The sequence below is a fragment of the Phytopseudomonas daroniae genome (genome assembly GCF_004327285.1).
Classification (GTDB): Bacteria; Pseudomonadota; Gammaproteobacteria; order Pseudomonadales; family Pseudomonadaceae; genus Aquipseudomonas; species Aquipseudomonas daroniae.
This window is the reverse complement of record NZ_QJUI01000016.1, coordinates 1-26,091: the sequence shown is the minus strand read 5'-3', so window position 1 is coordinate 26,091 and position 26,091 is coordinate 1. Positions and strand designations below refer to the sequence as shown.

The 26,091-nt window shown below is 64.2% G+C and carries 22 protein-coding genes; 21 read left to right on the top strand and 1 reads right to left on the bottom strand.

From position 1 onward, the window contains the following. Positions 1-348 precede the first annotated feature (348 nt). The 12 genes from DNK06_RS18010 (at position 349) to DNK06_RS17955 (ending at position 14,948) form a co-directional block, all read left to right on the top strand. Entirely contained in the window at positions 349-1,497 is a 1,149-nt protein-coding gene (locus DNK06_RS18010; RefSeq protein WP_131181381.1) for an ABC transporter substrate-binding protein, read from the top strand. A gap of 126 nt (positions 1,498-1,623) precedes the next feature. Beyond that, positions 1,624-2,661 carry a branched-chain amino acid ABC transporter permease gene (locus tag DNK06_RS18005; protein WP_131181380.1) on the top strand — a complete coding sequence of 346 codons (1,038 nt, stop codon included), beginning with the start codon at positions 1,624-1,626 and terminating at the stop codon, positions 2,659-2,661. Then, complete coding sequence (locus tag DNK06_RS18000) at positions 2,658-4,460, top strand: branched-chain amino acid ABC transporter ATP-binding protein/permease (protein ID WP_131181379.1); 1,803 nt, start codon at positions 2,658-2,660, stop codon at positions 4,458-4,460. The genes DNK06_RS18005 and DNK06_RS18000 overlap by 4 nt, the downstream gene beginning before the upstream one ends. Positions 4,461-4,465: 5 nt before the next feature. After that, a complete protein-coding gene (locus DNK06_RS17995; RefSeq protein WP_131181378.1) occupies positions 4,466-5,227 on the top strand; it encodes an ABC transporter ATP-binding protein in 762 nt (253 codons plus the stop codon). 11 nt (positions 5,228-5,238) lie between these two features. Continuing rightward, on the top strand, positions 5,239-6,231 hold the full coding sequence (locus tag DNK06_RS17990; protein ID WP_131181377.1) for a ketopantoate reductase family protein: 993 nt from the start codon (positions 5,239-5,241) through the stop codon (positions 6,229-6,231). 13 nt (positions 6,232-6,244) lie between these two features. Continuing rightward, positions 6,245-7,012 (top strand): class II aldolase/adducin family protein, encoded by a 768-nt coding sequence (locus tag DNK06_RS17985; RefSeq protein ID WP_131181376.1) that lies wholly within the window; start codon positions 6,245-6,247, stop codon positions 7,010-7,012. Between the two features lie 17 nt (positions 7,013-7,029). Beyond that, the gene (locus DNK06_RS17980) at positions 7,030-8,589 is read left to right on the top strand and encodes a methyl-accepting chemotaxis protein (protein ID WP_131181375.1); all 1,560 of its coding nucleotides are present in this window, start codon (positions 7,030-7,032) and stop codon (positions 8,587-8,589) included. Positions 8,590-8,750: 161 nt separating this feature from the next. Beyond that, entirely contained in the window at positions 8,751-10,451 is a 1,701-nt protein-coding gene (locus tag DNK06_RS17975; RefSeq protein WP_131181374.1) for a GMC family oxidoreductase, read from the top strand. Positions 10,452-10,525: 74 nt separating this feature from the next. After that, complete coding sequence (locus DNK06_RS17970) at positions 10,526-11,419, top strand: SphA family protein (protein WP_131181373.1); 894 nt, start codon at positions 10,526-10,528, stop codon at positions 11,417-11,419. Positions 11,420-11,450: 31 nt separating this feature from the next. Next, positions 11,451-12,938 (top strand): aldehyde dehydrogenase family protein, encoded by a 1,488-nt coding sequence (locus DNK06_RS17965; protein WP_131181372.1) that lies wholly within the window; start codon positions 11,451-11,453, stop codon positions 12,936-12,938. Between the two features lie 159 nt (positions 12,939-13,097). Beyond that, the gene (gene feaR, locus DNK06_RS17960; protein WP_131181371.1) at positions 13,098-14,033 is read left to right on the top strand and encodes a transcriptional regulator FeaR; all 936 of its coding nucleotides are present in this window, start codon (positions 13,098-13,100) and stop codon (positions 14,031-14,033) included. 9 nt (positions 14,034-14,042) lie between these two features. Continuing rightward, on the top strand, positions 14,043-14,948 hold the full coding sequence (locus DNK06_RS17955; protein ID WP_131181370.1) for a ketopantoate reductase family protein: 906 nt from the start codon (positions 14,043-14,045) through the stop codon (positions 14,946-14,948). Between the two features lie 6 nt (positions 14,949-14,954). Here the strand turns inward: DNK06_RS17955 and DNK06_RS17950 are convergent, their stop codons facing one another. Then, positions 14,955-15,929: an AraC-like ligand-binding domain-containing protein gene (locus tag DNK06_RS17950; RefSeq protein WP_131181369.1), complete on the bottom strand. Its 975-nt coding sequence runs from the start codon at positions 15,927-15,929 to the stop codon at positions 14,955-14,957. Positions 15,930-16,352: 423 nt separating this feature from the next. On the opposite strand from DNK06_RS17950, the gene DNK06_RS17945 reads away from it, so the two are divergent. The 9 genes from DNK06_RS17945 (at position 16,353) to DNK06_RS17905 (ending at position 25,940) form a co-directional block, all read left to right on the top strand. Beyond that, positions 16,353-17,336, top strand: coding sequence for an ABC transporter substrate-binding protein (locus DNK06_RS17945; RefSeq protein WP_131181368.1), 984 nt, complete (start codon positions 16,353-16,355; stop codon positions 17,334-17,336). Positions 17,337-17,351: 15 nt separating this feature from the next. Beyond that, on the top strand, positions 17,352-18,143 hold the full coding sequence (locus DNK06_RS17940; RefSeq protein WP_131181367.1) for an ABC transporter ATP-binding protein: 792 nt from the start codon (positions 17,352-17,354) through the stop codon (positions 18,141-18,143). Beyond that, positions 18,140-18,931: an ABC transporter permease gene (locus DNK06_RS17935; protein ID WP_131181366.1), complete on the top strand. Its 792-nt coding sequence runs from the start codon at positions 18,140-18,142 to the stop codon at positions 18,929-18,931. Before DNK06_RS17940 ends, DNK06_RS17935 begins: the two co-directional genes overlap by 4 nt. Further along, on the top strand, positions 18,928-19,674 hold the full coding sequence (locus DNK06_RS17930; RefSeq protein ID WP_131181365.1) for an ABC transporter permease: 747 nt from the start codon (positions 18,928-18,930) through the stop codon (positions 19,672-19,674). Before DNK06_RS17935 ends, DNK06_RS17930 begins: the two co-directional genes overlap by 4 nt. A gap of 97 nt (positions 19,675-19,771) precedes the next feature. Next, a complete protein-coding gene (locus tag DNK06_RS17925; protein ID WP_131181364.1) occupies positions 19,772-20,878 on the top strand; it encodes an NAD/NADP-dependent octopine/nopaline dehydrogenase family protein in 1,107 nt (368 codons plus the stop codon). Further along, entirely contained in the window at positions 20,875-21,864 is a 990-nt protein-coding gene (locus DNK06_RS17920; protein ID WP_131181363.1) for a 3-hydroxybutyryl-CoA dehydrogenase, read from the top strand. Before DNK06_RS17925 ends, DNK06_RS17920 begins: the two co-directional genes overlap by 4 nt. Before the next feature lie 129 nt (positions 21,865-21,993). Beyond that, complete coding sequence (locus tag DNK06_RS17915; RefSeq protein WP_131181362.1) at positions 21,994-22,470, top strand: MarR family winged helix-turn-helix transcriptional regulator; 477 nt, start codon at positions 21,994-21,996, stop codon at positions 22,468-22,470. A 56-nt stretch (positions 22,471-22,526) separates the two neighbouring features. Next, entirely contained in the window at positions 22,527-24,728 is a 2,202-nt protein-coding gene (uvrD, locus tag DNK06_RS17910) for a DNA helicase II (protein WP_131181361.1), read from the top strand. 114 nt (positions 24,729-24,842) lie between these two features. Beyond that, a complete protein-coding gene (locus DNK06_RS17905) occupies positions 24,843-25,940 on the top strand; it encodes a TRAP transporter substrate-binding protein (RefSeq protein ID WP_131181360.1) in 1,098 nt (365 codons plus the stop codon). Positions 25,941-26,091: the final 151 nt, after the last annotated feature.

The window sequence follows — 26,091 nt, the reverse complement described above, 5'->3', positions numbered from 1 at the left end:
AAATAGATTTTTCAGCATGAAAAACGGTGATTTTTTATGTTCGTTTTAGCAATTAAAAACACCAAAAAAATCACCTTAACGTATTGTTTTTGCTGGCGATGGCGAATGTCATCGCCGCACTGAGATCGCGTTTTTTCCGCCGCAAAAGCGAGCGGGCGAAGCGGGCGCGCTCCTGGTGCAGGCCAGGTTCTGGCATGCAACCTGCAATTTCGCCTGCAGCGCACCGACCGCTGTTCGGCGGTGGTGCTTCGCCGGTGCTTGCCACCGTGCGCACTACGAGAAGGCGATGCCAGTACCTCCCGGTACGGCTGTTCAGCCCGTTTTTAGCCCTGCACCCTGGAGTACGACATGCTGTTCAAGAGAGCTGTGTCCACCCTGATGTTGAGTGCGCTTTGCGCGTCGATGGCGGCTCAGGCCGAAGTAAAGGTCGGTGTGATCACCTCCTCGACCGGGCCCATCGCCCTGGTCGGGATTCCACAGAAGAACAGTGTTGCGCTCATGCCTACTCAGGCTGGTGGCGAGACCATCCGCTACATCTCGCTGGATGACGCCAGTGATCCCACCGCCTCGGTGAAAGCCTTCAAGAAGCTGCTGGACGAGGAGAACGTCGACGCCATCATCGGCCCGAGCGGCTCGCCGAACGCCATGGGCGTGATCCAGTTCGCCGCCGAGTCGGGTACGCCGATGCTCGCGCCGGTAGGTACTGCGGCCGTGGTGCTGCCGATGAACGAGCAGAAGAAGTGGGTGTTCAAGACCACCCAGAACGATGAGTTGATCGCCCAGGCGCTGACCGAGCATATGGTCAAGAACGGCGTGAAGACCCTCGGCCTGGTCGGCACTGCCGACCCCTACGGCGAGAACTGGGGCAAGGTGATGAGCGAGCTGGCCGCGAACAACGGCATCAGGATCGTTGCCAACGAGCGCTTCCAGCGTCAGGACACTTCGATGACCGGGCAGAGCCTGAAGATCATCGCCCAGCACCCCGACGCGGTGCTGGTGGCGGCACCGGGCAGCTCCGCAGTCATGCCGCAGACCACGCTGTTCGACCAGGGCTACAAGGGCCAGGTGTACCAGACCCATGGCGCCGCCCTGCCGGCGTTCCTGCAACTGGGCGGACGCAAGGTCGAGGGCACCATCCTCGCCGCCAGCCTGATACTGGTGATCGACGAAGTGCCGGACGATCATCCGTCCAAGGCTGTGGCGCGCAAATACATCGATGACTACACCCAGCTCAATGGCCGCGAACCGGCGACCTTCGGCGCCAATGTCTATGACGCCGGCCTGCTGCTGGAGCAGGCTATTCCCACCGCGTTGCAGCAGGGCAAACCGGGTACCGCCGAGTTCCGTTCGGCGCTGCGTGATGCGCTGGAACAGACCCACGAGCTGGCCGCGACCCAGGGCGTCTACAACATGAGCGCCGAAGATCACAGTGGCTTCGATGAACGCGGCCGCGAGCTGATCACCGTCAAGGACGGTAAATGGGTGCTGCTCAAATAAACCAGCTGTCGCTCCCCAGCCGGTGCCAGGCACCGGCCGCACGCTAGACGCCAGCCGGCCCCGGATCTCTCGTTCCGGGATCTGCTGCGCGCGTTACGAATCCTGTATTCGAAGGATGTAGCCCCCATGAATTTCCAGATAGCCATGCTGCTCGGCCAGGATGGCGTGACCAACGGTGCGATCTACGCCCTGCTGGCCCTTTCCATTCTGCTGGTGTTTACCGTGACGCGAATCCTGCTGATTCCGCAGGGTGAATACGTCACTTACGGCGCCCTGACCATGGCCGCCCTGCAGGCCGGCCAGCCGACCTCGCTGGTCTGGCTGCTGCTCGGCCTGACACTGATCGATTGCACCCTCGACCTGATTGGTGCGGCGCGTGCCAGCCATGGCTTTCGTCTCCCCCGCTGGGTGCCGGTGAAACTGGCCTATGCCGTGGCGATGGTACTGCTGATTCAGAACCTGTCGCTGGCCGAGCTGCCCATGGCGATTCAGGCCATGCTGACCCTGGCCCTCGTCGTCCCCCTTGGGCCACAGATCTACCGACTGTTTTTCCAGCCCGTGGCCGACGCCCATCCGCTGGTGCTGCTGATCGTCTCCATCGCCGTGCACGTAGCGATGGTCGGCGTCGGCCTGCTGCTGTTCGGCCCGGAGGGTGCGCGCACCCAACCGTTCTCCGAGGCCGGCCTGGAGCTCGGCCCGGTCACCCTGAACAGCCAGACGCTGTGGGTCATCGTGGTATCGCTGATCCTGATCACCAGCCTGTTCCTGTTCTTCGAGCGAAGCATCTACGGCAAGGCGCTGCGCGCCACCGCGGTGAATCGCATGGGCGCGCGACTGATGGGCATCTCGCCGACCCTGGCGGGCAAGGCCACCTTCGCCATGGCGACCTTCATCGGCGCGCTGTCGGGCATCCTCATCGCGCCCATCACCACCCTGTACTTCGACTCGGGTTTCGTCATCAGCCTCAAGGGCTTCGTCGGCGCCATCATCGGCGGTCTGGTCAGCTATCCGGTGGCCGCCCTCGGCGCCCTGGTGGTCGGCCTGATCGAGGCGTTCTCGATGTTCTGGGCCAGCACTTATAAAGAGATCATCGTGTTCACCCTGATCATCCCCTTCCTGCTCTGGCGCTCGCTCACCAGCCGTCACGTGGAGGAGGAGGAATGAAGCTGCGCGCCCTGCTGATCGCCTTCGTCCTGCTGCTCGGTATCGCGCCCCTGGCGTTGCCGACCTTCCAGGTCACCCTGCTCAACTACATCGGCCTGTACACCCTGGTGGTGCTGGGCCTGGTGCTGCTCACCGGCGTCGGTGGCATGACCAGCTTCGGCCAGGCCGCCTTCGTCGGCCTCGGCGCCTACACCAGCGCCTACCTGACCGCCACCGAGCAATTGCCCGCCTGGCTCGCCTGGGCCGGGGGCTCACCCTGGTTGGCCCTGCTCATCGGTATCGCCCTCACCGCCACGGTGGCGCTGCTGCTCGGCGCGCTGACGCTGAAGCTGTCCGGGCATTACCTACCACTGGGCACCATCGCCTGGGGCATCTCGCTGTACTACCTGTTCGGTACCCTCGACGGCCTCGGCGGGCACACCGGCATGAGCGGCCTGCCACCGGTGTCGCTGTTCGGCCTGGTGCTGGATAAGGGCTGGAAGATGTTCTACCTGATCTGGGTGATCCTGCTGCTGGCCATGCTGCTGGTGCAGAACCTGCTCAACTCCCGCGAGGGCCGGGCGATCCGCGCGCTCAAGGGCGGCCAGGTGATGGCCGAGTCGATGGGCGTCAACACCTTCCGCGCGAAGATGGTGATCTTCGTCATCTCGGCGCTGCTGGCCGCCCTTTCCGGCTGGCTCTACGCACACAACCAGCGCTTCGTGAACCCGACGCCGTTCGGCCTGCACATGGGTATCGAATACCTGTTCATGGCGCTCATCGGCGGTGTCGGTAGCGTCTGGGGCGCGCTGCTCGGCGCCGGTATCCTGACCCTGCTCAAGCAGTGGCTGCAGGACTGGCTGCCAATGCTGCTGGGCAGCCAGGGCAACTATGAAACCATCGTCTTCGGCCTGCTCATCATATTGCTGATGCAGCGCGCGCCGGGCGGCCTGTGGCCGCTGCTGACACGCCTGATGCCGGCCCGCTGGCGTCACGGCAACGGCGCGCCGAGAGCCGACGAGCAGGCGTCTACGCTGCCGCGTCGTGACCTGCCACAAGCGGGCGAAGCGATCCTCGAAGCCCGCGACGTCAGCAAACGCTTCGGTGGTCTGGTGGCCAACGACCGCATGAACCTGACGGTGCACGCCGGCGAGATCCTCGCCCTGATCGGCCCCAACGGCGCCGGCAAGAGCACCCTGTTCAATCAGATTTCCGGGGTCGACATTCCTACCGAAGGCGATGTGCTGTTCATGGGCCAACGCATCAACGGCATCCCGTCACGGCGCATCGCTCGCCTGGGCATGAGCCGCACCTTCCAGCACGTGAAACTGCTGCAGAGCATGAGCGTGCTGGAGAACGTCGCCATCGGTGCCCACCTGCGCGGCGACAAGGGCATCGTGCCGTCGCTGTTGCACACCGAGCGCGCCGAGGAAGCGGATCTGCTGCGCGAGGCCCGGCGTCAGCTGGAGCGCGTCGGTCTCGGCGATTACCTCTACGAAGAAGCCGGCAGCCTGGCCCTCGGCCAGCAGCGCATCCTCGAGATCGCCCGCGCCCTGTGCGCCGACCCCTGCCTGCTGCTGCTCGACGAGCCGGCCGCCGGGCTGCGCCACAAGGAAAAACAGGCCCTCTGCGACCTGCTGCGCAAGCTGCGCGGCGAAGGCATGGCGATCCTGCTGGTGGAGCACGACATGGACTTCGTCATGGGCCTGGTCGATCGCGTGGTGGTGATGGAATTCGGTCAGAAGATCGCCGAAGGCCTGCCGGACGACGTGCAGAAGAATCCTGCGGTACTCGAAGCCTACCTGGGCGGAGCGGAGTGATGAATATGAGCAATAAACCCGCAAACACCCTGCTCGAAGTGAAAGACCTGTGCGTGGCCTACGGCAAGGTCGAGGCCCTGAGCAACGCCAGCCTGAGTGTCGGCGCAGGGCAGATCGTCACCGTGATCGGCCCCAACGGCGCCGGCAAGACCACCCTGCTCTCGGCGATCATGGGCGTGCTCGGCTCCAAGGGCCAGGTACGTTTCGACGGTACCCTGGAAACCGTGCCGGAGGTCGAAGTACTGGTCGGCCGCGGCCTCGGCCTGGTGCCGGAAAAGCGCGAGCTGTTCAACAGCATGAGCGTGGAAGACAACCTGCAGCTCGGCGCCTTCCAGCGCGTACGCCAGGGCGAACGCGACTGGCGCAGAACCCTGGCCGAGGTGTACAGCCTGTTCCCGCGTCTGCACGAGCGGCGCCAGCAACTGGCGGCGACCCTCTCCGGCGGCGAGCGGCAGATGCTCGCCGTGGGTCGCGCGCTGATGGCCAAGCCCAAGCTGCTGATGCTCGACGAACCGAGCCTGGGCCTGGCGCCGCTGATCACCCGAGAAATCTTCCGCATCATCGCCGACCTGCGGCGCCAGGGTGTGTCCATCTTGCTGGTGGAGCAGAACGCAAGGGCAGCGTTGCGGGTTGCCGACTACGCCTACGTGCTGGAAACCGGGCAGATCGCCATGCAGGGCCCGGCGGCGGAACTGGCCGACGACCCACGGGTGATCGAGGCCTACCTCGGCCTGGCCAGCAAACACCAGGAAATGCTCGCGACCTGAGGAAGAAAGCCATGACCCGCTCGAACCCTCCACGCCTGTGCATCGTCGGTGCCGGCGCCATTGGTTGCACCCTGGCGGCACGCCTGGCAGCCAGCGGCCAGCCGGTCAGCCTGCTCGCGCGCGGCCAGACACTTGTCGCGCTGCGCGACAACGGCGTACGCCTGACCGATCTGGATGGCGAACATCATGCCCCGGTAAACGCCAGCGACGATTGCGAGGCACTCGGCGAGCAGGATCTGCTATTCGTCTGCACCAAGGCCCCGGCACTCGTCGGCCTGCTGCCCAGCCTCGCGCCATTGATCGGCCCCGACACCGTCGTGGTACCGGTGGTCAATGGCGTGCCCTGGTGGTACTTCCACGGCGTCGAGGGGCGCTTCGCCGAGCGCCAGGTGCAGGCAGTCGATCCCGGCGGCGTGCTGAGCCGCGCGCTTGATCTGGATCGGGTACTGGGTTGCGTGGTCTTCATCACCGCAGAAACCGAATCGCCCGGCGTGGCACGTTCGAACAACCCGCACCTGATGATTCTCGGCGAACCGAACGAGCAGATGAGCGAACGCCTGGAACGGGTACGTGCACTGATCGCCCGCAGCGGTATCGAAGCCCGAGCCACCGAGCGTATTCGCGACCAGCTGTGGACCAAGATCATCGCCAACCTCAGCTCCAACCCGCTGTCGGTGGTCACCGGCGCGACGCTGGAAGAGCTGTACGGCAAGACCGAACTGAAAAACGTGGTCGCCAAGATCCTCCAGGAAACCCTGCTCACCGCTGCGGCCTATGGCGCACGCATCAACTTCGACCCGCAGACCTTCATGGAACTGGGCGCCGGCATGGGCCCGGTGCGCACCTCCATGCTGCAGGATTTCGAACAGGGTCGGCCACTGGAGCTGGCCGCCATTGGCGATGCGGTGATCGAACTGGCCGGCTACCAGGGGCTTGCCATGCCCACCACCCAGGACATCCTCACCCTGGCGCGCTTTCGCGGCGCCCAGATCCATGCACACTGAACGAGACATTGCCATGAATGCCATGACCGACCTCAGCAAGCCCACTCACTGCAGCGACGAAGAGTGGGCACTGCGCATCAAGCTCGCCCACTGCTACCACCTGGTCGATTACTTCGGCTGGACCGAGACCATCTTCAACCACATTTCCGCACGCCTGCCCGGGGCGGCTCACCATTATCTGGTCAACCCGTTCGGCCTGAACTACACCGAAGTCACTCCGGCCAACCTGCTCAAGGTCGACCTGCACGGCAACAAACTCGACGAGTCACCCTACGACGGCAACCCCGCCGGTTTCGCCCTGCACAGCGCGGTACACGGCGCACGCGACGATATCCAGTGCATCCTCCACACCCACACGGTACCGGTCTCGGCCGTGGTGCAGAAAAAGCGCGGCTTCACCCATGACGATTTCTACGGTGCGCAGCTTTACGGCCGCATCGGTTACCACACCTTCGAGGGCATCACCCTGTTCGATGACGAGAAGACACGGATGATCGCCAGCCTCGGCGACAAGCACATCCTGGTGCTGCGCAACCATGGCATCGCCGTTGGCGAGAGCAGCATCGAGAAAGCCTTCTTCCTGCTCTGGACGGTGCAGCGTGCTGCCGAGAACCAGTGTGCCGCCGGCGCCCTGGGCGGCGAAGACAACCCGCTCGAAGAGGGCGTCGCCGAGAAGTGCGCCAACCTCACCGCCATGCTGATCCGCGAGAGTGGCTTCGCCACCAAGTTCTACGACGCCATGGTGCGCAAGATGCGCGCCGAGCGCGTACTGCCCTGGTAACCACAAGGAGTCGTGCCATGAATGCCGCCATCCGTCCCGCCGCCAAGACCTTCGACGAACCGCCGATTTCGCGGCTCGACCCGCAGGGCATGCTGCTCAGCTGCAATGCGGCCTACCTGCGTATGTGCGGCCTGCGCGAGGACGAACTGGTCGGCAAACCGCATGAGCAGATCAACGATCCGCGCATGCCTGCCATCGTCCTCGACAGCATGTGGCGGGCGCTGCGCGCCGGGGTGCCCTGGACTGGGCCAGTGATGGGCCGGCACCGGCAGGGCGAGCGTTACTGGCACAAGCTTTACGTGGTACCGCTGTTCGATGACGGCAAACTGTCCGCCCTGGGCACCGTCTACCAGCCGATCAGCGTTGAGGAAATACAGGCGGCCGAAGCGCTCTACGCTCGCCTCGGCCGTGGCCAGTCGCCCTGGACACCAGGCCAGCGCATCGTCTCGCTGCTGGCCACTCATGGCCTGCAGCTGGGCCTCAGCCTGCTGGTGCTCGGCGCCACTCTCACCACACGCCTGCCACTAACGGCGGGGCTGCTGACCCTGCTCGCCCTGCTGCTGGCCGGGCTGCAACCGGCTCTTCGCCAGCGCCGGCTGACCCGCAATATCCTTGGCCTGTACCGGGAAATCTACAGCGAGCCGCTACTGGCGCCGCTGCACAGCCGCCACGCCGACAGCAGCGCCCTGCTGGTCATGGCCCTGAACAGCCAGCGCGCGCGGATGACCACGGTGATGTCACGCATCTGCATCAACAGCGAGGTTCTGCGCCAGCAGGCACATACCTCGGCCGAAGTAGTGGAGAACGCCGCCGAACAACTGGACAGGCAGGTTCGCGAGACCGAACAGACCGCTGCGGCGATCAATCAGATGAGCGCCACCATCCAGGAGCTTTCACGCAACCTGCAGAGCACCGCCCAGGCTGCGCAGAACGCCGACCAACTGGCCCGCGACGGCGAGCGTCTGTCCGACGACAGCCAGGGTTCCACCCAGACCATGCGCACCTCGGTAGAAGAAATCGGTAGCGCCGTCGGTAGCCTGGCCGAGGCCATCGAATCCATCGGCGGCATTGCCAGCGTGATCCAGAGCATCGCCGAACAGACCAACCTGCTGGCACTCAACGCCGCCATCGAAGCGGCCCGCGCCGGCGAGTCGGGACGTGGCTTCGCGGTGGTCGCCGACGAAGTACGCAGCCTCGCCTCACGCACCCGCGAATCGACCCATGAAATCCAGCGTTCCATCGAAAGCCTGCGCAATGGCAGCAGCAACGCCCTGGCGACAGCGCAACGGGGCGAACAGGCCGCGCTACGCGCCAGCGCCGATGTGCAGCAGGCGCGTCAGGCACTGTCACGCATCTGCGAAGAAGTCGGCCAGATCAGCGGGATGAGCCTGCAGATGGCCGCCGCCATCGAGCAACAGGGCCAGGTCGCCGAGCAGATCAACCAGCAGATCACCGAGATCGCCGGCTTCACCGAGCGCACCAGCCAGCAGGCCGGACGCACCACCGAGATCAGCCAGGCGCTGCACCAACTCGCCGAGTCGCAACTGGGTCTGGCCCAGCGCTTTCTCAAGGGATAGGGTCTGGCCAGAAGATAGTGGATAGCCCCCAACCTGGGCGGATCCGAAAACCTGGCAACCACATACAACAACCTGTCCACCACGATCAATTTCCTGCCGCCGATAGAGGCTTGAATGGGGCCTCACAACGATCCCTTCGGGACATCAGCGAGGTCGCTCCAATGCCCACCCAGGAATATGACTATATCGTGATCGGTGCAGGCTCGGCAGGCTGCGTAGTCGCCGCCCGGCTGATCCAGCAGAACGCCGGCAGCGTGCTACTGCTCGAAGCAGGCAGCAAGGACAGCAGTCCCTTCCACACCATGCCCGCAACAGTTGTGCAGGTTTTCCAGCAGAAGTCCTGGCCATACATGACCGTGCCGCAGAAGCACTGCAACGACCGCGAGATGATCATCGCCCAGGGCAAGGTGCTCGGTGGCGGCAGTTCGGTGAACGGGATGATCTACATCCGTGGCCAGCACGAGGATTATGACGATTGGGTGAGAGATTGGAACTGCCCCGGCTGGGGCTATCGTGATGTGTTGCCCTACTTCAGGAAGGCCGAAGCCAACGAGAGCCTGAGTGGCGAATACCACGGCCAGGAGGGCCCGCTGCCGGTCAGCGAGAACCGCTATCGCCACCCGATGACCATGGCCTTCGTCCGTGCTGGCCAGGAGATGGGCCTGCCCTACGTCAACGACTTCAACGGTGCCTCCCAGGAGGGCGTTGGTTTCTACCAGACCACCACACGCAACGGCGCCCGCGCCAGCACGTCGCGCACCTACCTGAAATCGGTGCGCGACAATAGCAAGCTGACCGTGGTCACCGACGCCCTGGCGCACAAGGTAATCGTCGAGAACGGCCGCGCCATCGGGGTGAAATTCAGTGAGAAGGATGGCGCACCGATCACCGCCCGCGCACGCAAGGAAGTGATCCTCAGCGCTGGCGCCTTCGGCAGCCCGAAGATTCTCATGCTCTCCGGCATCGGCCCTAAGGAACACCTCTCTGACCTCGGCATCGAGACCCTGGTCGACCTGCCGGTGGGGAAGAACTTCCACGATCATCTGCACCTGTCGCTCAACGCCACCACCCACGAACAGAACAGCATCCTCGGCGAAGACAAGGGTCTGCGCAGCATCAAGCACATGGCCCAGTGGCTGGCCTTCCGCAGCGGCCTGCTGACCAGCAACATTCTCGAAGGTGGCGGTTTCGTCGACAGCCAGGACGTCGGCCGGCCGGACATCCAGTTCATGTTTCTGCCCGTGATGGACAATTTCGACAATACCCCCGGCGAAGTGCCGCCCGCCGCCGAGCATGGCCTCACGGTAAAAGTCGGCCACCTGCGGCCCAAGGCTCGCGGCGAGGTGCGTCTGCGCAGCAGCGATCCGGCCGACATGCTGCTGATCGACCCCAACTACCTGGGCGACCCGGAAGACCTCGAAGGTCAGATCCGCGCCGTGCAGACCGGCCTCAAGCTCATGCAGCAACCGGCCCTGAAGAACCTGATCAAGAAGATCACCGCCCCGGAAGACATCGACTGGCAAGACACCGCCGGCATCGAGACCTTCGTGCGCAAGGCGATCAAGACCGTCTACCACCCTGGCGGCACCTGCCGCCTCGGCAGCGATCCGGCGACCTCGGTGACCGACCTGCAACTGCGTGTGCATGGCGTACCCAACCTGCGGGTCATCGACCTATCGGTGTGCCCGCAGATCGCCAGCGGCAACACCAACGCGCCGGCGATCATGCTGGGCGAACGAGGTGCCGATTTCATCCTTGGCAACGTACCGCTGGCGCTGAACGCCCCACACGAAAAGATGTTGAATCTCGATGCTCTGATCGGCACGCCCCAGGCATCGCTCGCCGCACCCGACCGCTCCTGACTGACCTTCAAGGCCCATGGCGGATCCATCGCGTCATGGATCCGCACACCCAGAATTCGGCTCGAGGATCACCCATGCGTTTCTCCCAACAGCGTTATTTGATCGGCGTAACCACCCTTGTCCTGCTCGCTCTCGGACAGAGCGCCCTGGCCACCGAAGGCGGCGGTGGCGCCTACGCCAACGGCAGCGAAGGCTTCATGACCGGCGCCCTGCCGCCACCGGGCAGCTACCTGGTCAGCTACAACACCTATTACAGCGCCGACCGGTTCGCCAGCTCGAACCCGGCGTTCGACGACTTCAAGGTCAGCACCGCCGCCACCATCCTGCGCGCCATCCATGTCACCGATAAACGGATTCTCGGCGGCAACTGGGCGATGCACGCCTTCCTGGTCGCCGCCGACGTGGACGTCGACCTGGGCGCCGGTGGGCGTCAGCACCGCGCCGGCATCGGCGACTTCATCTTCAGTCCGCTGGCCGTCGGCTGGCACGCCGGCAACTGGCACTGGCTCGCAGCCGTCGACGTGTACCTGCCCACCGGCCGCTACGACAAGGACGCACTGGCCAACATCGGCCGCAACTACGTCACCCTCGAACCGCTGTTCGCCTTCACCTACCGCAACCCGCAAGGCTACGAGTTCTCGATGAAGACCATGTTCGACCACAACTACGAGAACACCGACACCCGTTACCGCTCCGGCAACGAACTGCACGCCGACTTCGTCGCCGCCAAGCACTTCGGCAACTGGGGCGTGGGCATCGGCGGCTACAGCTACAGGCAGCTCAGCGGCGACAGCGGCGCCGGCGCGGTGCTCGGCGACTTCAAGGGCCGCGCCACGGCGCTGGGCCCGCAGTTCACCTACACCACGGCCAGCGGCCTGAACGTCCAGGGCCGCTACCAGCACGAGTTCGACGTGCGCAACCGCCCGGAAGGCGGCAAGTTCTGGCTCAACGTCGCCATTCCTCTCTGATTCGTTTTTCAACTGCCAAGGAGTCTTCCCAATGAGCGACATTCAACTGCTGCCCCAAGTGCAGGCGTTCCTGCAGCGCGAGCACGGCCACTTCATCGACGGCGCTTACCGCGCCAGCGCTTGCGCCGGGCGCATCCCGGTCGTCAATCCGGCCACTGGTGAGGCCATCGCCCAGGTCGCGACGGCGGATGCCGCCGACGTCGAGGCTGCCGTCAGCGCGGCGCGCCAGGCCTTCACGGGAAGCTGGGCGGCGACCTCGCCCTACCAGCGCGGGGTGATCCTCAACCGCCTGGCCGACCTCATCGAAGCCAACGGCGAGGAACTGGCCCAGCTGGAAACCCTGTGCTCGGGCAAATCGATCCACCTGTCGCGGCTGTTCGAAGTCGGCCAGAGCGCGGTGTTCCTGCGCTACTACGCCGGCTGGGCGACCAAGATCAACGGCGAAACCATGAGCCCGTCCTTCCCCTCGCTGGCCGGCGAACAGTACACCGCCTTCACCTGCCGCGAGCCGGTCGGCGTGGTGGCCGGTATCGTGCCGTGGAATTTCTCGGTGATGATCGGCGTATGGAAGATCGCCGCGGCGCTGGTCACCGGCTGCACCCTGGTGCTCAAACCCAGCGAATTCACCCCGCTGACCCTGCTGCGCCTGGCCGAGCTGGCGGTCGAGGCCGGGGTGCCGGCGGGCGTGTTCAACGTGCTCAACGGCAGCGGCGAGGTCGGCGCGCAACTGATCGACCACCCCCAGGTGGCCAAGGTGTCGTTCACCGGCTCGGTGCCGACCGGCCTGAAAGTCGGCCAGGCAGCTATGGCCGCCAACCTGACCCGGGTAACCCTGGAGCTGGGCGGCAAGAATGCGGCGGCGCTGCTACCGGACGTCGACCTCGACGCCGCCATCGCCGGGCTGATTCAGACCGGCTACGTGCACCAGGGCCAGGTCTGCGCCGCGCCGGAACGGCTCTACGTGCCGCGCTCGCGCCTCGACGAAACCCTGGAGAAATTCAGCGCCGCGCTGCAAGGCATGAGCATCGGTTCGCCACTCGACGAAAGCGTGCAGTTCGGCCCGCTGGCCAACCGGCCGCAGTTCGACAAGGTCGTGCAGTTCTTCGAGCTGGCCCGCCGTGAAAGCCGCATCGTCTGCGGCGGCAACGTCCTGGCCCGCCCCGGCTACTTCGTCGAACCGACCCTGGTGCTCGCCAACAGCGCCCAGGATCGCCTGCTCCATGAGGAGACCTTCGGTCCGCTGCTGTGCGTGCTGCCCTACGACGAGGTCGAGCAATTGCCGGGCCTGATCAACGACTCGCCCTTCGGCCTCAGCGCCAGCATATGGACCAACGACCTGTCCAGGGCGCTGCGCCTGATTCCACAGATCGAGGCCGGCACGGTATACGTCAACATGCACACCTTCCTCGACCCGTCGGTGCCCTTCGGCGGTATCAAGGCCTCGGGCAGCGGCCGGGAATTCGGCAGTGCCTTCATCGACGACTACACCGAACTCAAATCGGTGATGATCCGTTACTGAATCGCCTTTCGGGTCGGCTTGCCGGCCCTGTTCGAAAACTCACCACTCCCGGTTCGGTTTCTGGCGCGAGAAATGCTTGAAGTTTCCCGTGATTAGTCATGTGTGCAAAATCCGCCCACTTGCGCACCAAAACTACTAGAAAGCCCTTCGAGGTGCCTCGTGAGCGTACAAAACCTCCACGATTTCGACCACTGGAATCATGCAGTACATGCCGTGTGTGGCCGCTTCATCACTCAGCGCGGCAATCATGCGAACAGTTTCATAGGCGATATCCAGCACCATCGACTGGGTGACCTGAACCTGGCGGATATCCAGGTCAACGCTCCGTCGATTCGCCGTGAACGCGGCAGCGCAAGCCGTGGTGATGACGGCTTCTATTTTCTCGTCCTGCAGCGTGAAGGCAGCATGGCGATCAACCGCAGCGCTCGAACATTCACTCTGCACCCTGGCGACATGGCGCTGCTCGACTCGGCCGAGGCGTTCGAGATGCAGCCGCAAGGTCTGATCGCACAACTATCGATCCACCTTTGTCGCGACGCAGTGGATCGCCTGCTACCCGCGCACGCTTGCCGTTTCGGCAAGCTCGAACAGACCGGCCTGAGCGGGCGCCTGCTGCACGGTATGTTGCAGCAGATCAGCGAGGGAGAGATGAACCTGGGTGCCGGCCAGTCCCATGGTGCCGCCCTGCAGGACGCCCTGATCAGCCTGCTGCAACCCTCTTTGCATATCGACGACATTCCGGATACCGGTCGCCCATTGCGCCGCCTCGCCGAGCGCCTGATCAATGAGGCACTGCAAGCGCCGCCGACGCCAGCCGAACTGGCCACACAACTGAACGTTTCTGTTCGCCAGCTATATCGCCAGTTCGAACTCGACGGCGACAGTATCGGCCGCTATATCCAGCGCCAACGCCTGCACTGCAGCGCCCGCGATCTCACCCAGGCCGGCGATAAAGCCCTGCCGATCACCACTATCGCCTACAAGTGGGGCTTTACCGATTCGGCGCACTTCTCCCGGGTATTCAAACGCCACTTCGGCATGCCGCCCAAGGACTACCGCGCGCAGAGCCAGAAAACGGCTGACGGCCAGCGGTAAGGATCTTCCATGAACATCGCCATCATCGGCGCCGGCGCCATGGGCTGCCTGTTCGCCGCGCGCCTGGTACTTGGCGGCGCTCGGGTCAATCTGGTGGAGGTCGATGCGGTCAGCATCACGGCGATCACTGAGCACGGCCTGCATCTGCATCTCGGGGAACGGCAGCACCAGATCAGGCTGCCCATTGCGCTGGCCGAACATACACAGGGGCCGTTCGACCTGCTGATGGTCTTCACCAAGGGCATGCATACCCGTACGGCGATCACCTCGGTGCGTCATCTGATCGGCCCGAACAGTTGGGTGCTGACCCTGCAGAATGGCCTGGGCAATGCCGAGCGCATCATCGAGACGGTAGCGGCGGAGCGCGTGCTGATCGGCATGACCGATGTGCCGGCAGATCTCACTGCACCAGGCGTAGTGCACGCTGTCGATACCGGCAAAGTGCGCTTGTGGCGCTACCACGGGGACGACTGCGCCGAGCTGTCGGCCGTCAACCAACTGCTGAGCCGGGCCGGTTTCGACTGTGCAACGGATCCCGCGGTGCAGTCGGCGATCTGGGAGAAGGTGGCCTTCAACGCCGCCCTCAACGCCTTGTGCGTACTGGTCGGGCAGCCGGTCGGTGTCATCGGGGCCAGCGCGGACGGCCGCTGGCTGGCCGAACAGGTGATAGACGAAAGCCAGCACATCGCCATGGCCGAGGGCATCGCCTTCGACAGCGAGCGGGTACGGGCACGCATGCGCCAGGTGTATGTCGAGCAGGCTGCACACCGCCCTTCGATGCTGCAGGATCGCCAGGCCGGCAGGCCCAGCGAAATCGAATCCATCAATGGCGCATTACTGCGGCACGCACGCCGCCACCAGTTGCGCACGCCGATTCTGGAAACGCTCTATCGGCTGGTACGCCTGGGTGAATGAGCACAGTCAGGCTGCGCCCCGGCGCAGGGTCTGCGAGGGCAGACAACCGTAGCGCTTGCGGTACAACACGGCGAAGTGACCAAAGCTGCCGATACCATGGCGCAGCAGGATATCGGTGACGCTGTCACAGCTGCCAGCCTGCTGCAGCGCCGCATGTACCCGCGCCAGACGCCGGTTCCTCAGGTAGTCGCTAGGGCTCTGGCCGAGAAACTGGGCGAAGCCGTTCTGCAGGGTGCGCACCGAGACACCACCGACTTCGGCCAGTTGCACCAGCGGCAGGGGCTGTTCCAGATGCGCTTCGATGTAGTCGCGGACACGCCGCACGTGGGATGGCAATGGCCTGCGACGCTCATCGTGCAGCTCGGCATGGTAGTTGTGCGGCAGTTGCGTCAGCAGCACCGAGACCAGGTAATCCGACAACGCGGTGCCGAATACCGCCGGCTGCGTATCGGGCTCGCCGTGCTGGCAAAGACCACAGATGTAGTCGAGGGTCTGACTGATCACCAACAACCCCGGGTGGTCGGGCTCGACACTGATATCGAACACCAGCGGCCGACTCATCGGTCGATCCAGCAGATGTTGCAACTGCCGCTCCATGGCTTCGCGGGCCACCCGCAGGATCAGGCTGCGGCAATCACGGTCGGTGCGGATGTAGCTGTGCTGTGACGGGGAAGAGACAGTCAGGCTGCCACGCTGCAGCACGGCGCTGTGCTGGCCGAGGCGGATCAGACCACCCCCTTCCAGGGTGATACGCACGAGGTAGAAGCGCTCGATGTCACCGGCATCGATCTCGACGCTGGCGCCGTAATGCAGGTCGAACAACGCCGCATCGCCAAAGAACACGCCGTACAACTCTGAGTTCAGCGACTCCCCTGCGGGCATGTTCATGTGGTGCGGCCACAGACAGCGGCTGACCGCGTCCTTGACCTCCTTGAAGCCGCCGGAACTCATGAGTTTGTGATGTCGCAAGTGATCGAACATGTTTCGTACACCCACGTAAGCAGATTCGATGACCGACCGCAGCCAGAGCATCGGCTTACGATCAACAATTCACGTGAATCAGAAAGCAATATCCATACCGCAGATGGCCTTCCAGCAGTCGACTCGGTGACCACCATTAGCCTTGGGGCCAGGGCTCGCATGGCCTGACTGCCAACTCGCCTGCCTCACTTGAGCGCACCAAAACAGGCAGCACCTCGACCTATAAGTACCGCAATGCGTCACCAGGGGTGACAGCCTCGCTTCCCCGCCATTGAGTTGCGCCTGGCGAATCCCCGTTGCGTGTTTCGATCAGCACCAGCCAGACCCTCTACCTAGAATCGGGCCAAACACATACGCCGGCTACGCATGATCGTAGCGGCCTGACGCCCCACCGTCCTGATCGATGGCACCGGAGATGACAGCATGAAGACGTTCACTCGCTCTCTACAGTTACTCGCCTGCGCGGCCGTGCTGGGTTTTGGCAACCCGGCAAGCGCCAAGGATTTGCCGACCATCCGTGTCGGCTGGTCGATTCCCGCCGAAGAAATGAAGTATTGGATGATGCGTCGCACCGATGCCTTTCCCGAGCTGGGCAAGTCGTACCGTATCGAATGGACGCAATTCCAGGGCACCGCGCCGATGGTGCAGGCGATGCTCGCCGGCGCACTCGACTGTTCATCCCAGGCCCCGCTTTCGCTCGGCCAGGGTGCATTGTCCAGTGGCCTGCAGGCCTATGCGATTGCTCAGCACGTGGCCGAGGCGCCGGGTTCGTTTTCGCTGTACTGGGCCGTGCAGGAAGACTCTCCGATCAACAGCATCGCCGATCTCAAGGGCAAGACGGTCGGCGTCAACGTTTATGGATCCGGCTCCTACGGCCAGATGGCCATGCTGCTCAAGCACAACGGGCTGGATCCGGCCAAGGACATCAAACTGGTGGAAACCGGCTTCCCCGGCTCCGAAGCCGCCCTGCGTGCCGGCCGTATCGATGCCGCGGTGATGAATCAGCCCTTCGCGGTGAGGGCCGAAGCCAAGGGCGGCGTACGCAAGCTGTTCGCCCTTGCGGATCTGATGCCCAACACCGTGCATCTGCTCGAGGTGTGCCGCAAGGACTTCGTCGATGCCAATCCCGAACTGGCCAAGCACTACATGACGGATCTGCAGAAAGCCATGAGCCTGCTGCAGGCCGACCGACCGCAAACCCTGGCGGTGGTGTCCGAAGTGACCCGCGCGCCCACCGACCTGCTCGATCAGTACCTGCTCAAGGAGAACGACTTCGCTCGCGATCCGCAGGCGCAACCGGATTTTGCCGGCATGCAGAAGATGTTCGACCAATACCTGGAAATCGGTCTGCTGAAAGCGCCACTGCAGGCTGAACAGTTTCGTCCCACCGTACTGCTGCAGCCCTGAAGAGAGAGTGAAGGCATGACCGGCCAGAGCATGATCAGCATCAGCAAGCTGTGCAAATCCTTCTACACCGCCGACCGCCACACCCATATGGCGCTCGACGATATCAACCTGGAGATCCGTGAAGGCGAGTTCGTCTCCATACTCGGCCCCTCCGGCTGCGGCAAGTCGACCCTGCTGTACATGCTCGGCGGCTTCGTCGCACAGAGCTCCGGCAAGCTGGTAGCGCAGGGCAGAACCATCAGCGGGCCGGGGCCGGATCGTGGCCCGGTGTTCCAGGAATTCGCCCTGTTTCCCTGGAAAACCGTGATCGGCAACGTCATGTATGGCTTGCGCGAACAGGGTGTCGGTCGGCGTGAAGCCCGCGAGCGGGCGATGGCCCTGCTGATCAAGGTCAACCTGGCGGATTACGCCGACTTCTATCCCAAGGAGCTTTCCGGTGGCATGCGCCAGCGCGTGGCCATCGCCCGCACCCTGGCCTACGACCCGGCGATCCTGCTGATGGACGAACCCTTCGGTGCACTGGATGCACACACCCGTACGGTGCTGCAGAACGAGTTGCTGGATATCTGGGAGCGCGACCGCAAGACGGTGATGTTCGTTACCCACGGCGTCGATGAAGCGGTGTTCCTCTCGGATCGCGTAGTGGTGATGACCCGTTCCCCCGGACGCATCAAGGAAATCGTCGACATCGATCTGCCGCGGCCACGGGTGCGCAGCGAACTGTTGGTCAACCGTCGCTACCAGGACTACATCGTCTATCTCGAGCAGTTGATCGAAGACGTTCACCTGGAGGCCCGCAGCGTATGAGGGCCGGTCATTACCAGCTGTTCGGCAAGCTCGGCCCGCTGCTGGTGGTGCTGACATTGCTGCTGATGTGGGAAATGACGGCGCGCTGGATGCAGCTCGACGGTTTTCCCACCGCAGGAGAAGCCTTGCGCCAGTTACCGGTGATCCTCACTGACGGCCAGGCCCTGAGCGGTATCGGCGACTCGTTGCGGCGCATGGCCTGCGGCATCGCCCTGGCCTTGGCGTTCGCCGTGCCCGTGGGCCTGTGCATGGGCCGCAGCGAAACCCTGGCGCGCCTGCTCAATCCCTTGCTCAGCGTGATCTACCCGATTCCCAAGGCGGCGCTGATGCCGATGGTGATGCTCTGGTTCGGCATCGGCGACCTGTCGAAGATCCTGGTGATCTTCCTCGGCGTCAGCCTGCCGCTGCTGTTCCACAGCTACCACGGTGCCCGCGGCATGGACGAGAAACTGCTCTGGTCGGCAGCGGCCATGGGCATGGGCGCCCCGACGCGGCTGTTCAAGGTGGTGCTGCCGGCAGCCCTGCCCGATGTCCTGCTGGGTTGCCGCGTCGGTCTGTCCATGGCGCTGATCGTGATGATCAGTTCGGAAATGATCGCCCGCCAGTCCGGCGCCGGCGACCTGCTGTTCAACGCCATGGACATGGCGCTGTACCCCGACGTGTACGCCATGATCCTGATCCTCGCCACCCTGGGTTTCCTCCTCGACTGGCTGTTCGAGCGCCTGCGCCGACGCCTGACCCACTGGGCCGAAAGCCGCCAGGACAGCCACAGTGGAGCCGCCTCATGAGACGCCTCGCCAATTCGTTACTGCCCCTGTTTCCCCTGCTGCTGTTGGCGCTGGTCTGGGAAGCGAGCACCCGCCTCGGCTGGGTGGCGGCCAACCTGCTGCCCGCGCCCAGCGCCGTGCTGCTGCGCCTGGCGCAGTTGCTGCCGCAGGCGGAATTCCTCTTCCACCTGCAGCAGACCCTGATCCGCCTGCTCGGCGGCTTCGCCATCGCCCTGCTGTTCGGCGTGGGCATCGGCCTGCTGGCCAGCCGGGTGGCCGGCGGCCTGCTGGAAACTGTGATCCGCGTGCTCGCGCCGATCCCCAAGATCGCCTTCTACCCGGCCTTCGTACTGATCTTCGGCTACGACCACGCCTCGAAGATCGCCCTGGTGGTGGCGGATGCGATCTTCCCCATTCTGCTGGCGACCTTCCACGGCGCCCGCGCGGTGGAACCCAAGCTGCTGTGGTCGGCCCGGGCGGCAGGCACCGGCCGCACCGCCAGCCTGTACCGGGTGGTGCTGCCGGCGACCCTGCCGGCGATCCTCACCGGCTGCCGGATCAGCCTGCTGATCGCCTGCGTGACGGTATTCCTGGCCGAGATGATCTCGTCCACCGACGGCCTCGGCCATCTGCTCAGCCTGGCCGCCCGCTCGTTCCAGATGGTCGACATGTTCGTGCCGCTGGTACTGATCTCGCTGATCGGGCTGCTGCTCAACGTCACGCTGCAATACACACGCAAGTACCTGCTTCGGGGCCAGCCCTGAAGCGCCATCGCCAACCGTCAACGGCAACAGGCCGCCACCCGCTTCCGCCGCCTGCGCAGCGGACGGGCGACGGCTGCCGGCAAACAGGAGTCGCAATATGAAAATCAGTGTGCTGGGTGGAGGGCATGGCTGCTACGCAGCCGCCGTCGAACTGAGCGAAGCCGGGCATCAGGTGAATTTCTGGCGGCGCGACAGCGCGGCCTTCGCGGCGATCCGCGCCCAGGGCGGCATCCAGGTGCGGGATTTCCGTGGCACCCGCCTGCTGCCGCTGGGCGATGGCGACAGCGGCCTGCAACTGGTCGACGACCTGGGCGCCACCGTGGATGGCGCCGAACTGATCGTCATCCCGCTGCCGTCGACCACCCACGCCGATCTGGCCCGGGAACTGGCGCCACTGCTGCAGGATGGCCAGGTGGTGTTCCTGCCACCAGGTACCTTCGGCAGCTACCTGTTCGCCAAAGCCATGGCCGACGCCGGCAATTCCGCCGAGGTGGCCTTCGCCGAAACCGGCACCCTGCCCTACCTGGCCCGCAAGCACGGCCCCGCGGAGCTGGTGATCAGCTGCTATGCCACCCGCCTGCCCACCGGGGTATTCCCGGCGCGCCTGAGCGAACAGGCCTTCACCGTACTGTGCGCCGCCTACCCGAGCGTCGAGCCGATCGAAGACGGCCTGTCCGGCGCACTGATGAATGCCGGGCCGATCATCCACCCGCCGCTGATCATGATGAACGCCGGCCCCCTGGAACACTTCGAGCGCTGGGACATCCACAACGAAGGCACGCAACCGTCGATTCGCCGGGTCACCAACGGCCTGGATGCCGAGCGCATGGCCGTACGCGAAGCCCTGGGCTACGGCGCGCCACACTTCCCACTGGCCGATCATTACACCAGCGACGGCGACGAATGGATGTACGGGCGTGGCGCCCACGGCAAACTCACCGACAGCGGCGACTGGCGCGAAGACATCGACCTGCAGCGCCACCGCTACATGCTGGAAGACACTCGCCTGGGCCTGTCGCTGCTGGTTTCCGTGGGTCGCTGGGCCGGCGTGCCGACGCCGATCGCCGCCGGGCTGCTGGCCATCGCCTCCGCCGTAGCCGAACGCGACCTCTACGCCGAAGGCCGTACCCTGGAAAATCTCGGCCTGTCGCAACTGTCCCGCGAGCAGATGCAGCACCTGCTGCGTGAAGGAGTGTTGCCATGAAAACGGTACATATCATTGGTGCCGGACGCATGGGCCAGGGTATGGCGCTGGCCTTCATCCAGGGCGGTCTGCCAGTGGTGCTGATCGACGTGAAGCAGCGCAGCTCGGAAGACGGCATCGCCTATGCCAGCCAGGTACGCGAAGCGGTCAGCCGCGAACTGCAGGCCAAGGTCGAGCTCGGTCGCCTCACCGACACGCAGATGCAGATCGCCCTGGCACGCCTCAGTGTGTTGCCACGCGAGGGCTGCGAAGCCTCGCTGACCGAGGCGCGCTACCTGTTCGAGGGCGTACCGGAAGTGCTCGACATGAAACGCGAGCTGTTCGCCTGGCTCGGCGGCTGCATCCCGGCCGATGCGCGAGTGGCCTCCACCACCTCGACCTTCCTGGTCAGTGAGCTGGCAACCTTCATCAGCGAACCCCAGCGCTTCATCAATGCCCACTGGCTGAACCCGGCGGATCTCATACCGCTGGTGGAAGTCAGCCGCAGCGAGATCACCGATCAAGCCGTGGTCAACGACATGGTCGAGTTGCTGGAGAGTATCGGCAAGGTGCCCGTGGTCTGCTCCGCCTCACCCGGCTACATCATTCCGCGCATCCAGGCGCAGGCGATGAACGAGGCCGCGCGCATGGTCGAGGAAGGCGTGGCCAGCGCCGAGGATATCGACAAGGCCATCCGCGTCGGCTTCGGCCTGCGCTTCGCCGTGCTCGGCCTGTTGGAATTCATCGACTGGGGCGGCGGCGACATCCTGTTCTATGCCTCGAAGTACCTGTCCGGCCAGCTTGGCGAACGCTTCGAGTGTGCCGATATCGTGCATGAAAACATGGCCAACGGCCGTAACGGCCTGCGCGATGGCCAGGGTTTCTACGACTATGCCGGCCAGGACATCGGTGCCTACAAGGCGCAGCGCATGCGGGAATTCTTTCGCCTGCTGGATGCAACGGGACTTACGGCTCGCTTCGACCAGGCACTGGAAATAAAAGGTTGAGCAAGTGCGCGGGCAGGTACGCGCGCCAGCCGCGCGTCAGCATGCCGGCGCCGCCGAGCTTCTTGGCGGGTGCTGGAATTAGTAGAAATGTCTATGATTGCCCGTCGACTTTCACAAAGCAGCCCCTCCATGTCCATCCCCAAGAAACGCCGCAGCCGCTACAACCCCGCCAGCGAAGATTTTCACAAGGAAGAGTTCCCCTTCTACTGGTTGGCGCGCGTGCACGGGCGCTACTCCATGGCCATGGAGAAGCTGCTCAAGCGGATCGACCTGGACATCCCGCGCTGGCGGGTGCTGAACATCCTCTTCGAGAACGACAACTCGAGCATCTCGGAGATTTCCGAACACGCCGTGGCCAAGCTTTCCACCATCACCAAGATCGTCTACCGAATGAAGGACGACGGCCTGGTCGATACCAGCCAGAGCGCCCAGGACGGCCGCGTCACCCAGGTCAGCCTCACCGAGGCCGGGCGCCAGGCGTTCTTCGACATGCACGAACTCACCGACGAATTGTTCCACAAGAGCTTCCAGGGGCTGAGCGAAGCCCAGCTGCGCAAGCTCAACCAGGTGCTGGCGAGCATTTTCGCCAACCTGCCGGAACACTGATCGACCAGGGTCTCTTGCCGTTTGCCCTACCCGCGCCGGCCCCCTAGAATGCCGCGATGCAAAATGACCTCGATCAGCGTCTCACATCCCTCAATCCAGCCCAGCACCATGCGGTCACCACACCGCCTGGGCATCAGTTGGTGCTGGCCGGTGCCGGTTCCGGCAAGACTCGCGTGCTGGTGCACCGCATCGCGTTCCTGATCCAGCGGCTGGGCGTCTCGCCACACAGCATTCTGTCGGTGACCTTCACCAACAAGGCCGCCGCCGAGATGCGCCATCGCATCGAAGAAGTGCTTGGGCAGAGCCCGGCAGGCATGTGGGTGGGTACCTTCCACGGCCTGGCGCACCGCCTGCTGCGTGCGCACTGGCGCGAAGCCGGCCTGGCGGAGAACTTCCAGATTCTCGACTCCGACGACCAGCAGCGCCTGGTCAAACGGGTGATTCGCGAGCTGGGCCTGGATGAGCAGCGCTGGCCGGCCAAGCAGGCGCAGTGGTTCATCAATGGCCAGAAGGATGAGGGCATTCGCCCGCAGGGGATTCAGGCCAGCGGTGATCTGTTCCTGGCGACCATGCGTGGCATCTACGAAGCCTACGAGGCGGCCTGTGCCCGCGCCGGGGTCATCGATTTCGCCGAGCTGCTGTTGCGCGCCCTCGATCTGTGGCGCAACAACGCGGGTCTGCTGGAACATTACCAGCGCCGCTTCCGGCATATTCTGGTGGACGAATTCCAGGACACCAACGCCGTGCAGTACGCCTGGCTGCGCATTCTCGCCATGGGCGGCGAAAGCCTCATGGTGGTGGGCGACGACGACCAGTCGATCTATGGCTGGCGTGGCGCGAAGATCGAGAACATCCAGCAGTTCGACAGCGATTTCGCCGGGGCCGAGATCATCCGCCTGGAGCAGAACTACCGCTCCACGGCGAACATCCTCAATGCCGCCAACGCCCTGATCGCCAATAACCAGGGGCGCCTGGGCAAGGAATTGCGTACCGATGTCGGCGACGGCGAGCTGATCAGCCTGTACGCCGCCTTCAACGAACACGACGAAGCCCGCTACGTGGTCGAAACCATCGAGGACGCCCTACGCAAGGACGGCCTCAAGCGCAGCGAGATCGCCATCCTCTACCGCTCCAACGCCCAGTCGCGGGTACTGGAAGAAGCGCTGCTGCGCGAGAAGATTCCCTACCGCATCTACGGCGGCCAGCGCTTCTTCGAACGCGCCGAAATCAAGAACGCCATGGCCTACCTGCGTCTGATCCACCAGCGCGGCAACGATGCGGCCCTGGAGCGGGTCATCAACGTACCGGCCCGCGGCATTGGCGAGAAGACGGTGGAAACCCTGCGCCAGTTCGCCCGCGCCAACGAGCTGTCGATGTGGGCCGCGCTTCACGAGGCGGTGGGTACCAAGGTCGTCAGTGGGCGCGCCGCCAGTGCCCTGAATGCCTTCGTCGAACTGGTCGATACCCTGGCCTTGAAGGTCGAAGGCATGCAGTTGCACAGCATGGCGCAACTGGTCATCGAACAGTCCGGCCTGCTTGCCTACCACCGCGACGAAAAGGGCGAGAAGGCCCAGGCCCGCGTGGAAAACCTCGAGGAGCTGGTCTCCGCCGCACGTGCCTTCGACTCCTACGAGGGTGAGGACGGCGATGAAGAGCAGACGCCGCTGGCCGCCTTCCTCGGCCACGCCTCGCTGGAAGCCGGCGACACCCAGGCCGCCGAGAACGAAGACAGCATCCAGTTGATGACCCTGCACAGCGCCAAGGGCCTGGAGTTCCCGCGGGTGTTCCTGGTCGGCATGGAAGAAGGCCTGTTCCCCCACAAGATGAGCCTGGAAGAGCCCGGCCGCCTGGAAGAGGAACGCCGTCTGGCTTACGTCGGCATTACCCGGGCCATGCACAACCTGGTGATCAGTTACGCGGAAACCCGCCGCCTGTACGGCAACGAGACCTACAACAAGGTGTCGCGTTTCGTGCGCGAAGTACCCCCGCAACTGCTTCAGGAAGTGCGCCTGTCGAACAGCGTCAGTCGCCCATACGGCAGCGGTAATCGCAGCATGAGCGGCAGCAGCCTGTTCGCCGGCAGCGCCGTACCGGACACCCCGTTCAACCTTGGCCAGCGCGTGCAGCATTCACTGTTCGGCGAAGGCACCATCCTCAATTTCGAGGGCTCCGGGCCGCAGGCACGGGTGCAGGTGAACTTCGAGAACGAAGGCAGCAAGTGGTTGATGCTGGCCTATGCCAAGCTGGAAGCGTTGTAAGGGCCGGCGCCAAGCCGGCTGTGCAGTAAAACAAGGAATGCTGGCCGTGACGGCCGGCGCCCGATAATAAAAGCAACCTGGGCACGCTGCTCAACATCCCCAAGGGAGATCACCATGAACCGCCGTAACCTGTTCGGCGCCGCTGTGGCGCTGCTCGCTGCCATCGGCCTGGCCGGCTGCAAGGAAGACACACCTGCTGCCCAGCAAGGCGCCACCGCCGCAAACGCTGAAACCTTCCACTGGAAGATGGTCACCTCCTGGCCGAAGAACTACCCGGGCCTGGGCACCGCCGCCGAGCGCCTGGCCGAACGCATCAACGCCATGAGCGCCGGGCGCCTGACCGTCAGGGTCTATGCCGCCGGTGAGTTGGTTCCGGCTCTGGAAGTGTTCGATGCGGTGTCCCGCGGCACTGCCGAAATGGGCCACGGCACGCCTTACTACTGGAAAGGCAAGGTACCGGCCGCACAGTTCTTCTCTTCGGTGCCGTTCGGCCTGTCGACCCTGGAAATGAACGCCTGGCTGAGCAAGGGCGGCGGTCAGGCCCTGTGGGACGAGACCTACGCGCCGCACGGTGTGAAACCGCTGTCGGCGGGTAACACCACCATGCAGATGGGCGGCTGGTACAACAAGGAAATCAACTCGCTGGCCGACATCAAAGGCCTGAAGATCCGCATGCCTGGCCTGGGTGGTGAAGTCTGGAGCAAGCTTGGCGCCATCACCGTCAACCTGCCTGGCGGCGAGATCTTCACCGCCCTGCAAACCCACGTGATCGACGCCACCGACTGGGTCAGCCCGTACAACGACCTGGCCTTCGGCCTGCACAAAGCCGCCAAGTACTACTACTTCCCGGGCTGGCAGGAACCACAGGCAGTGGTCGAGTCCATGGTCAACCAGAAGGCCTTCGACAGCCTGCCTGCCGACCTGCAGGCCATCGTCGTCGAAGCTGCCCGCGCCGCGACCCTGGACATGATGGACGACTACGTTTTCCACAACGCCAAGTCCCTGGCTCAGCTGAAGGAACAGGGCGTGCCGATCAAGCGCTTCCCCGACGAAGTGCTGGATGCCATGAAGCGCGAATCTCAAGTGGTACTCGAAGAACTGGCGGGCCAGAACGACCTGAACGGCCGCATCTGGCGTTCGATGAAGACCTTCCAGGACGAAGTCACGCCGATGAGCGCGGTGACCGAGCAGGAACTGTACAACTGGCGTTGATCAGCCAGCCGAAAAACGGCGCCAGAACAGAGCGTGTGAAAACCCGCTGATGTAGGTATTGGCACCCGGCAAACGCCCTGACATCGTTCGGGGCGTTTTCTTTTGTGCGATTCAGAAGGTCACCACCGGACTTTTCAGGCGAGCAGCTCGA